11 protein-coding genes are annotated in these 9,517 nt (G+C 72.4%); 3 read left to right on the top strand and 8 right to left on the bottom strand.

All coding sequences use genetic code 11. From position 1 onward, the window contains the following. Nucleotides 1-7: 7 nt before the first annotated feature. Entirely contained in the window at nt 8-169 is a 162-nt protein-coding gene (locus AC1DP0_RS12520) for a hypothetical protein (protein WP_478084886.1), read from the bottom strand. Nucleotides 170-188: 19 nt separating this feature from the next. Beyond that, nucleotides 189-473: a DUF4242 domain-containing protein gene (locus tag AC1DP0_RS12515; protein WP_478084885.1), complete on the bottom strand. Its 285-nt coding sequence runs from the start codon at nt 471-473 to the stop codon at nt 189-191. A gap of 180 nt (nt 474-653) precedes the next feature. On the opposite strand from AC1DP0_RS12515, the gene AC1DP0_RS12510 reads away from it, so the two are divergent. Together AC1DP0_RS12510 and AC1DP0_RS12505 are read left to right on the top strand one after the other, a co-directional pair. Continuing rightward, the gene (locus AC1DP0_RS12510) at nt 654-1,448 is read left to right on the top strand and encodes an enoyl-CoA hydratase/isomerase family protein (protein WP_478084884.1); all 795 of its coding nucleotides are present in this window, start codon (nt 654-656) and stop codon (nt 1,446-1,448) included. Then, the gene (locus tag AC1DP0_RS12505) at nt 1,445-2,983 is read left to right on the top strand and encodes a fatty acyl-CoA synthetase (protein ID WP_478084883.1); all 1,539 of its coding nucleotides are present in this window, start codon (nt 1,445-1,447) and stop codon (nt 2,981-2,983) included. Before AC1DP0_RS12510 ends, AC1DP0_RS12505 begins: the two co-directional genes overlap by 4 nt. Before the next feature lie 14 nt (nt 2,984-2,997). Here AC1DP0_RS12505 and AC1DP0_RS12500 read toward each other — a convergent pair whose 3' ends face one another. Beyond that, nucleotides 2,998-3,978 (bottom strand): YdcF family protein, encoded by a 981-nt coding sequence (locus tag AC1DP0_RS12500; protein ID WP_478084882.1) that lies wholly within the window; start codon nt 3,976-3,978, stop codon nt 2,998-3,000. 78 nt (nt 3,979-4,056) lie between these two features. Between AC1DP0_RS12500 and AC1DP0_RS12495 the strand changes: the two genes are divergently transcribed. Next, a complete protein-coding gene (locus AC1DP0_RS12495) occupies nt 4,057-5,454 on the top strand; it encodes an alanine--tRNA ligase-related protein (protein WP_478084881.1) in 1,398 nt (465 codons plus the stop codon). 13 nt (nt 5,455-5,467) lie between these two features. Here AC1DP0_RS12495 and AC1DP0_RS12490 read toward each other — a convergent pair whose 3' ends face one another. The 5 genes from AC1DP0_RS12490 to AC1DP0_RS12470 form a co-directional block, all read right to left on the bottom strand. After that, entirely contained in the window at nt 5,468-6,274 is an 807-nt protein-coding gene (locus AC1DP0_RS12490; protein ID WP_478084880.1) for an HNH endonuclease family protein, read from the bottom strand. A gap of 110 nt (nt 6,275-6,384) precedes the next feature. Beyond that, a complete protein-coding gene (locus AC1DP0_RS12485) occupies nt 6,385-7,017 on the bottom strand; it encodes a P-loop nucleotide/nucleoside kinase family protein (RefSeq protein WP_478084879.1) in 633 nt (210 codons plus the stop codon). A gap of 66 nt (nt 7,018-7,083) precedes the next feature. After that, nucleotides 7,084-8,265 (bottom strand): hypothetical protein, encoded by a 1,182-nt coding sequence (locus AC1DP0_RS12480; protein WP_478084878.1) that lies wholly within the window; start codon nt 8,263-8,265, stop codon nt 7,084-7,086. A gap of 79 nt (nt 8,266-8,344) precedes the next feature. Next, nucleotides 8,345-9,010 carry a response regulator gene (locus tag AC1DP0_RS12475; RefSeq protein ID WP_478084877.1) on the bottom strand — a complete coding sequence of 222 codons (666 nt, stop codon included), beginning with the start codon at nt 9,008-9,010 and terminating at the stop codon, nt 8,345-8,347. After that, nucleotides 9,007-9,517: sensor histidine kinase (locus AC1DP0_RS12470; protein WP_478084876.1), on the bottom strand; the 511-nt coding region annotated here is incomplete at its 5' end. The genes AC1DP0_RS12475 and AC1DP0_RS12470, both read right to left, overlap by 4 nt.

Here is a 9,517-nt window from a genome sequence, read left to right as displayed (position 1 = left end):
GGCCCCGTCAGGCGGCCTCGCCGTGGCGACGCTGGCGACGCACCTCGAGCGAGATCTCCCGGGCGTTGCGCTGCAGCCCCCGGTGCCGGTTCGTCCGATGCGCGTCCGTCGCCGGGTGCCGTTGCCGGTCGAGCTCGCGCAGCAACTCGTACGTCCCGCTGTGGATCATGGCTTCCCCTCCCCGGCCCTCAGGCCGCGACGTGGTCCGCGGTGTGCGGACCGAACTCGTTGACGACCTCCGAGACGAGGTTCGCCGGGAAGCCGCCGCGACGGGCGTGCTCGAGGATCGCCTCGGCCTCGTCGGCCTCGTGGACGCAGTAGATCTTGTCGCCGGCGACGTAGCTCGTGACCCAGGTGTAGGGCACTCCGAGGGAGTCGACGGCGGCGTTGGACGTGCGTGCGATCTCGCACAGGTCGTCCATGGTCAGCGACGAGGCCCCAGGGACCTCGCGCTCGATGAGGAACCGCTTCATGGTGCTTCCTTCTGGTGTGGTGGTCCGCCGACGGTCGTCGGCGCACCACCAGAGTGCGATCGCAGGGCGGGGTGCCACATCGGGCGCACCTCCCCATGTTTCGACGGCCCGGATGGGCGACCCCCCACGTTCTGACGGCCACTGCGCCCCATCCGGCGGCCGGACAGGCAGGATGAACGTGTGACGACGACGCTGCCGAAGCTGTCGGTGTCGGGGGGCGTGGCCACCATCCGGCTCGCGCGACCCGACGCGGGCAATGCCGTGGACCTGCCGACCGCCATCGCGCTGCGCGAGGCGGTCGGAGGGATCTCGGAGGCCCTCGACGCGATCCACGTCGTCGTGCTCCGCGCGGACGGCAGGCTCTTCTGCGCCGGCGGCGACGTCCGCGCCATGGCCGCCGCCGACGACCGGCCGGCGTTCGTCGCCGAGCTCGCCGGCGTGCTGCACGACGCACTCGGAGCGCTGCGCGCCCTGCCCGTCCCCGTCGTCGCCGTCGTCCAGGGCGCGGCCGCCGGCGCCGGCGTCGGTCTCGTCCTCACCGCCGACGTGGTGCTGGCCGCCGACCACGCGACGTTCGTGGCGGCATACCCCTCGGTCGGCCTGTCGCCCGACTGCGGCGTCAGCGCACTGCTGCCTGCGGCAGTCGGTGCCCGCCGGGCCGCGCTCTTCCTGCTCACCGGCGCGCCCGTCGACGCGGCGACCGCGCTCGACTGGGGGCTCGTCACGGAGGTGTGCCCCGCCGAGACGCTCGACGCGCGTGCCGGGGAGGTCGTCGCCGCGATCGCCGCGCTCCCACGCCGGGCCGTGGGCGAGGCGGCGCGCCTGCTGCGTCGGTCGGCCGAGCGGCCGTATGCAGCCCAGCTCGCCGACGAGGCCGCCACCATCGCCCGACTGTCGGCGACCGCCGAAGCCGGCGCCCTGCTCGCGTCCTTCGCCTCAGCCCCCGCCCACCCGACCCCCGGAGACCGCCCATGAGCGCCATCACCTCGAGCACCGTCGACGACATCGTCCGCCGCAGCGCGACCCGCCACCCCGACCGGGTGGCCCTCGTCTTCGAGGACCGCACGTGGACGTATGCCGCCCTCGACGACGCCGTGTCCCGCGCGGCCGCGCACCTGCTGGGTCTCGGACTCACCGGTGGCGACCGCGTGGCGACCGTGGGGGTCAACTCCGACGCCTACCTGCTCGCCTTCCTCGGGTGCGCGAGAGCGGGTCTCGTCCACGTGCCGATCAACTACGCGCTGACCGGTCGCGAGCTGACCTACCTGCTGCAGGACTCCGGCGCCCGGGTCGCCCTCGTCGACGTGGCGCTGCGCGACTCCGTCGAGGCGGTCCGCGCGGACACCGAGCTCGAGCAGGTGCTGCTCCTCCACGGCGGCGACGACGCGGTCCTGCCACGGTGGAGCGAGGGTGAGGTACCCGCCCTCGACGTCGAGACGTCCGACACCGACCTGGTCCAGCTGCTCTACACCTCGGGCACGACGTCACAGCCCAAGGGCGCGATGATGACCCACCGGGCCCTCGTCCACGAGTACGTCTCGAGCATCGTGGGGCTCGACCTGCGCGAGGACGACGCGCCGCTGCACTCGATGCCGCTCTACCACTCGGCCCAGATGCACGTCTTCCTCCTGCCCTACCTCGCGGTCGGCGCGACGAACCACCTGCTGGCCCGGCCCGACGTGGAGACGATCCTCGAGCGCGTCCAGACCCACCGCATCGGCTCGCTCTTCCTCGCGCCCACCGTGTGGGTGCCGCTGTCGAACCACCCGGCCCTCGACACGGCCGACCTCGCGTCGTTGCACAAGGCGTACTACGGCGCCTCGATCATGCCGGTCCCGGTCCGTGACCGGCTCCAGCAGCGCCTGCCCGAGCTCGGGTTCTGGAACTGCTTCGGCCAGTCCGAGATCGGTCCGCTCGCGACGGTGCTGCGGCCCGAGGAGCACGCCGCGCGACCCGAGGCGTGCGGCCGCACCGTGCTCTTCGTCGAGGCGCGCGTCGTCGACCCCGAGGGCTCCGAGGTCGCGGCTGGCGAGCCCGGCGAGCTGCTCTACCGCTCACCGCAGCTGTGCACCGGCTACTGGAACAAGCAGGACGCGACGGACGAGGCCTTCCGCGACGGGTGGTTCCACTCCGGCGACCTCGTCACGCGCGACGAGGCCGGCTACCTCACCGTCGTCGACCGCATCAAGGACGTCATCAACACCGGCGGCGTCATGGTCGCGTCCCGTGAGGTCGAAGATGCGCTCTACACCCACCCCGCCGTCGGCGAGGTCGCCGTCATCGCGACCCCGCACGAGCGGTGGGTCGAGGCCGTCACGGCCGTCGTCGTGCTCCGCGCCGGGCAGACCGTGACCGAGACCGAGCTCATCGACCACGCCCGTGCGACGCTCGCGCCGTTCAAGCTGCCCAAGGCGATCCACTTCGTCGACGAGCTGCCCCGCAACCAGAGCGGCAAGCTGCTCAAGCGGGTGCTCCGCGACGACCTGGCCCAGCAGGCAGCCCCGCGCTGACCGAGCGGCCCCGGTCAGCGGAGGGGGACGGCATACGCCAGGTAGGCCGTCCCCGCGGCCCACACACCGAGACCGGCGAGGTTGGTGCGTGGATAGAGCGTCAGCGCGGCGAGGAGCTCGCGCAGGAACGCGCTGGGCAGGAAGTACCACGCCGTCGGTGCCGTGGTCACGTCCGCGTCGATGCCGAGGCTGCGCGTCAGCAGCGCTGCGCGGCCGACGTGGTAGCTGCTCGTCACGACCTGGAGGTGGCCCGCCTCGGTCAGCCCGCGGGCGCGGAGGATCTCGCGCGAGAGCAGCAGGTTCTCCTCCGTCGTCGTCGACCGGTCCTCCGTCGCGACGGCCTCCGGGGGGACGCCGTGGGCGACGAGGTATGCCGTCATGGCCACTCCCTCGGCCATCGGCTCGTCGTCGCCCTGTCCACCGCTCGGGACGACGAGCGGGTCGTGGCCGAGGGCGCGCTCGTCGCGCCAGGCCTCGAGTGCGGCGTCGAGGCGGTGGGCGAGCAGCGTCGGCACGGTGCCGTCGACGAGGCCTGACCCGAGGACGATGATCGCCGCCGGACCCGGTCGCGGCCGACGACGCAGGTAGGCGAGGCAGTAGAGCGCGAAGGACACGAGCACGAGGCCGGGGTAGCCGGGCAGCAGGACCACGACGACGCCGACGACCGCCCGCAAGGTGTGGCTCGGCGGGAAGAGCCAGATCGCGAGGACGGTCGCGGTCACCATCGCGACGCCGAGCACGAGGGCGAGCGCATTGGTGCGGCTGCGACCCTCCGGGCGAACGACGCGCAGTCCGGTGCCGACGAAGAGGAGCCCGAGCAGCATCGCCCCGACGCGGGGCAGCAGGAGCGGGGAGGCGCCGACGGCGGTCGTCACGGCCCAGAGGGCGCCGAGGAGGAGGACGCCGGTGCGCCACCGTCGCGGCTCGGTGCGCACGGCGAGGGCGAAGAGGACGAGAAACGCCGCCACGAGGACGAGGTCGACAAGGGGGCGCATGCGACGAGCATGCCTTCCCGGACCCTTCGTCACGAAACCGGCTGGTGGGCAGCGCCTTCCGGGGTGTCGAATCGAGGCATGGACGCAGACGAGATCCGCAGCGCGTTCCTCGACCACCTGGCCGGTCGGGGCCACGCGGTCATCCCACGCGCGTCGCTGGTCCCGGACGACGACCCGACGACACTCTTCACCGGCAGCGGGATGCAACCGCTGCTGCCCTACCTCCTCGGCGAGGACCACCCGGCCGGTCGCCGCCTCGTCGACAGCCAGACCTGCCTGCGCGTCCAGGACATCGAGGAGGTCGGCGACAACCGGCACACGACCTTCTTCGAGATGCTCGGCAGCTGGAGCCTCGGCGACTACTTCAAGCCCGAACAGCTGCGGCAGTTCTGGGACTTCCTCACCGGGACGGTGGGGTTGGACCCCGCCCGGCTCTACGTGTCGTGCTTCATCGGCGACGAGGCACACGGCATACCGAAGGACGACGAGTCGGCGGCCCTCTGGCGTGAGCTGTTCACGGCGGCGGGGGTCCCGGCCGACCAGGTCGAGCTCGGGCCCGAGGAGCACGCGGCACGGGTCGGGTCCGGCGGCGCGCGGATCGCCTTCTACGGCAACAAGAACTGGTGGTGCCGCGAGGGCAGCCCCGAGCGCATGCCCGTCGGCGAGCCGGGCGGCCCTGACACCGAGGTCTTCTACCTCTTCCCCCACGTCGAGCACGACCAGGCCTACGGCGAGCACTGCCACCAGAACTGCGACTGCGGCCGGTTCATCGAGCTCGGCAACTCCGTCTTCATGGAGTACCGCCGCACCGAGACCGGTTTCGAGCCGCTCCCCCGCCGCAACGTCGACTACGGCGGCGGTCTCGAGCGCATCGCGGCGGCAGCGCTCGACACCTCCGACGTCTTCCGGATCAGCCTGCTGTGGCCGATCATCGAGCGGCTCCAGGAGCTGTCGGGCCGCACCTACGAGGACGAGACGCTCGCCATGCGGGTCATCGCCGACCACCTGCGCGGGGCGACGTTCCTCGCCGTCGACGGCGTGCGCCCGAGCAACAAGGCGCAGGGCTACGTGATGCGCCGGCTCGTGCGCCGGGCCGTGCGCTTCGCCGTCGACCTCGGCATCGAGGACAACTTCTTCCCGCACGTCATCCCGACCGTCGCCGGCATCTACTCCCGCGCCTACCCCGAGGTGGCGGCCGCGGCCGATGAGGTGGCCGAGCTCCTCGCGCGCGAGGAGCACGTCTTCCGCCGCACCCTGCGGCGTGGCCTCGAGCGGCTGGAGGGTCACCGGGCGACGGGCGTCACCGGTGCGGACCTCTTCGTGCTCTACGACACCTACGGCTTCCCGGTCGAGCTGTCCACGGAGGTGGCGCGCACGGAGGGCATCGTCGTCAGCGGCACGTGGCGTGAGGAGTTCGACGCGCACATGGCGGCCCAGCGGGCGCGCTCACGCGGCGTCGCAGCCGGTAGAGAATGACCGGTCCGACTGATCACCGTGCCGGCACGCAGCTGCTGAGAATGCGCGCGATCTGCGCTCGCTCCGCGGGAGTGACCCAGAGGTGGTAGCGCTGCTTCACGGCGACCTGGCGCGCCACGTAGGTGCAGCGGAAGGCCTTGTTCGGCGGCAGCCAGGACGCGGCGTCGGCGTCGCCCTTGGCGCTGTTGGTCGGTCCGTCGACGGCGAGCAGGTTGAGGGGGTCGTTCGCGAGAGTCGTGCGCTGCGTCGGCGTCAGCTGCTGGGCGCCGGTGACCCACGCGTCACCGAGCGCGACGACGTGGTCGATCTGCACCTTCGAGGAGCTCGAGCGTCCGCGGGCGAAGACGATGGTGTGTCCGGTGTAGGGGTCGGCGAGCGTGCCCGAGAGCACGACGCAGCCATGGGTGCCGGGCTTGAGCAGCTCGGCGGTGAGGTCGCGCCGGAGCACGTCGTTGCGCGTGTCGCAGCCGTTGTGGCCGCCCTCGACATCGACGTCGTCGCTCCACGCGGGGCCGAACGCGGCACGCGCGTAGCCCGTCTTCGGCGCCCTGCCCTTGACCGGGAGGGCGGCGAGCGTCGCAAGGGCTACGTGCACCTGCCCCGCCGTCAGGGTGCCGGCGACGGGCGACGGCGCCGGGGAACTCGTCGTGGTGTGCCGCTCCACGCGGGTCGCGGTGTGCGGGACAGCAGCGCCCGGCCACGACGGTGCGAGGCCGCAGCCGGCCACGAACGAAGGCGCGGCGAGTGCCGCGACCACGAGGATGACCCGGTTCAGCAGCCGCCGAGTCGCGCGAGCGCGGGCGCCGTTCGTCGCAGACACGATGGGTAACCCTGCCACGTCAGGGAATCGGCTCCATGACGGGGTGGCAAGGCGACGTCGGGCCAGCCGATCGACCGGTTCGGACGTCCCGCCGGCTCGGGGATCGGAGATCACCGGTCGGTGGGTCGGGCGTACTGGTCGGGCAAGGACGGCCAGCGCTGGGAGGCCCACTCCGACCAGGTCGCGTGCCCGGGCGGGACGGGTGGGATCCGGCCGCCTCGCAGCTCCTCCTCGTCCGGGGCCTGGAACTGGCCGCGCCACTGCTCGAGCTCGACGTCGCTCATGTGGAAGGTCTCCTCGGGCGTGGCCGCGAACCGACGGGTGACGCGTCTGCGTTGCTCTTCGTGGTCGACGGGCAGGTAGAGGACGCGGCTACGTGCACCGACGGCGGCGGCGATCCAGCGGAGCGCCGAACGCTCGTCCGTGCCCCAGAAACCGAAGTCGAGGACGACGTTGGTGCCGAGCTCCGCGGCCCGCATGCCGATCTGAACCAGCTTGCCCTCGACGAGATCCCGCTTGTCCGGAGGGTTCTGGTCACCGAAGAGCATCAGCTGCCACTCGTCCGGCGTCAGCCGAAGGGCCGACGCGCTGGTCTCCAGCTCCTTGGCGCGAGTGGTCTTTCCTGCGCCGGGAAGGCCGACGATGAGGTAGACGGTCGCAGGTCCGACGCTGGGATCGCTGGGATCGCTGGGATCGCTGGGATCGCTGGGATCGCTCGGCGCGAGGTGGTCGTGGGCGGGCATGCAGCGACTCCTGGGGGATGGCGGCTGGCATCGCACGGTCGGGCCGCTCGTGCCGTCCGGACGGCTTCACCGGCTGACCCGCGCGATCCTAGAGCCGTCAGGGAACGCAGTGCTCCTGTTGACTGCTCGGTCCAGGGCCGGGACGCCCAGCGCCATGACGACGTAGAGACCGCTGGCGATGGGAGAGAGAGCGGTCGCTTCGAAGCCGTGCGCGCCGACGGTCAGACCGTTGACGACCAGGAGGATGCCCGCCAGGACCCCGGTGACACCGGCCAGGCGGACCTGGGTGCCGAGGTGCGCCCGGCTCAGCAGGCCTGCAGCGACCGTCAGCAGGGTCACCCCGAGCAGGATGGTGAAGAACGAGTTGACGCCCCACTCCAGCCAGCGCACGGCCTCCGCGGCGGCGAACCGGGACGCCCGGTCCCCGGGGTCCGCGCCCGCCCAGGCGTCGACCGCATGCTTGAGGGCGACGCCGTCCACGGCCATGTTCACGGCGATGAGGGCCAGGGTGGCGGCTGCCGCCGCGTCGCCCACTCGCACGAGGGTCCGGGGAACGCCGACCCGTTGCAGGGTCCGGCCCAGGGTCAGCAGTCCGGCGACGACCACTGCTGCCGACAGGAMCTGGAGGTCATGGACCCACACCCAGTCCGCGCTGTGGGCGTACTCGGCAAAGACGGCCTCGTGGGAGTTCGGCGACTCGTCGTGCGGGTGCAGGATGCTGCCCACGACGGCCAGGGCTGCGCCGACGACGAGCAGGACCGCAGAGAGACGGGCCGTCCGGGGTCCGGGCGGGACACCGTCCCCGCTCCTCGGCGCGGGGGTGCCAGACAGGTGCGGACGCCACGCCAGGTAGGCGGCCATGAGCGCGAACATCGCGACGTGGCCCCACGTGAGCAGCAGCTCGCCGGGAAGGACCCCGAGCCGGTAGGGCACCAGCAGGACGAGGAAGGGCAGCACCATGACGGCGGACATCTCCGCGATGTGCCGGGGTGCATGCCCTCGCACCCACATCCAGGCCGCCATGCCGACGGTCATGTCGAAGGCCATGGTCAGGGCCATGACGTCAGGGCGGGCGGTCAGGCCGGGCCACGCGGCGTCCCAGACGACACCGAACACTCCCATGCCGACGACCATCGCGAGCGTCATCTCGAGGTATGCCGTGAGGAAGCGGCCGAGCCGCGTGTGCAGGAGCTTGCGGGCCAGGGCGCGCGGCGTGCGGTCCGCATACGGGGTCGAGTACGTAGTCATGCCGACGATGGTCGGTCCGGCGGGCCCCGACCCGGACGTGCCAGAGGTCACCTTCGAGGTCACCCCGTCGGCATGACCCTCACAGCAGGCCGAGCGCCTGGGCGCGGAGCGCGGCCTGGGTGCGGTCGCGGACGCCGAGCTTGGCCAGGACGTTGGTGACGTGGTTCTTGACCGTGCCCTCGGACAGGTAGAGGCGCTCGGCGGTCTCCCGGTTGCTCAGCCCGTCGGCGAGCGCCCGGAGGACCTCCAGCTCACGGTGGGTGAGCGGGTCGACGAGAGGCTGTGGGCGCGGCCCGTCCGGGACGTCTGGCAGCCGGCTCATCCGTGCGAGGACCTTGGCGGCGACCGACGGCTGCAGCACGGACTCGCCGCGCGCCGCCGCGAGCACGCCCTCGACGAGCCGGGACGCGGTGGCGTCCTTGAGCAGGTAGCCGACGGCGCCGGCGCGCAGCGCCGGGAAGACCTCGTCGTCGCCGTCGAAGGTCGTGAGGACCAGCACACGCACGTCGGGATGTTCGACGCGCAGCCGCTGCGTCGTGGCGACACCGTCGAGCACGGGCATCCGCAGGTCCATGAGGACGACGTCGGGTCGGAGCCTGGCCACGAGCTCCAGCGCTTCGGCGCCGTCCGCCGCGGCGCTCACGACCTCGACCTCCTCGCGCACCTCCAGGAGCGTTGTCAGGGCCTCACGGAACAAGGTCTGGTCATCGACGACGAGCACCCGCACGGGGCGGTCGGGGCTCATCCCGGCACCTCGACGCGGACGGTCACACCCGCGCCCGGTGCCGACTCGACGGTGAGGGAGCCGCCGAGGCGATCGACTCGCTCACGGATCCCGACGAGCCCGAACCCGCCGCCGTCGTTGCGCCGGAGGCCGCACCCGTCGTCGCGAACCTCCAGACTCACCGAGTCCGGCAGGTAGGCGAGCCGGATCACGGCGGCCTGGGCATGCGCATGCTTGCGCACGTTGGTGAGGCTCTCCTGGGCGGCACGATAGAGGGCGACCTGAGCCTCGTGATGGAGCCGGCGTTCGACTCCCTCGACGTCCACCGACGTGGGCAGGCCGGCCGCCTCGCTCTCGCCGGCCAAGGTCCTCAGCTGCTCCGGGAGATGCTGGTCCGGCCGCGCCTCGCGCAGCGCGGCCACCGACTCGCGGACCGACGTCAACGCCTGACGCGCCTGGTCCTCTGCCTGGCCGAGCAGGCTGTCGGCCCGGGCGGGGTCGGTGGCCATCACCGCCCGCGCGGCCTGG

The sequence above is a fragment of the Terrabacter sp. P5_B1 genome (assembly GCF_056400505.1).
The sequence above is the reverse complement of the archived record's forward strand: the minus strand, read 5'-3'. Positions and strand labels throughout refer to the sequence as shown.

Bases quoted from the DNA above. Each gene is read 5' to 3' on its own strand.
- AC1DP0_RS12475 (WP_478084877.1), bottom strand. From the start codon at position 9,010: ATGAGCCCCGACCGCCCCGTGCGGGTGCTCGTCGTCGATGACCAGACC.
- AC1DP0_RS12515 (WP_478084885.1), bottom strand. From the start codon at position 473: ATGAAGCGGTTCCTCATCGAGCGCGAGGTCCCTGGGGCCTCGTCGCTG.
- AC1DP0_RS12500 (WP_478084882.1), bottom strand. From the start codon at position 3,978: ATGCGCCCCCTTGTCGACCTCGTCCTCGTGGCGGCGTTTCTCGTCCTC.
- AC1DP0_RS12520 (WP_478084886.1), bottom strand. From the start codon at position 169: ATGATCCACAGCGGGACGTACGAGTTGCTGCGCGAGCTCGACCGGCAA.
- AC1DP0_RS12505 (WP_478084883.1), top strand. From the start codon at position 1,445: ATGAGCGCCATCACCTCGAGCACCGTCGACGACATCGTCCGCCGCAGC.
- AC1DP0_RS12495 (WP_478084881.1), top strand. From the start codon at position 4,057: ATGGACGCAGACGAGATCCGCAGCGCGTTCCTCGACCACCTGGCCGGT.
- AC1DP0_RS12485 (WP_478084879.1), bottom strand. From the start codon at position 7,017: ATGCCCGCCCACGACCACCTCGCGCCGAGCGATCCCAGCGATCCCAGC.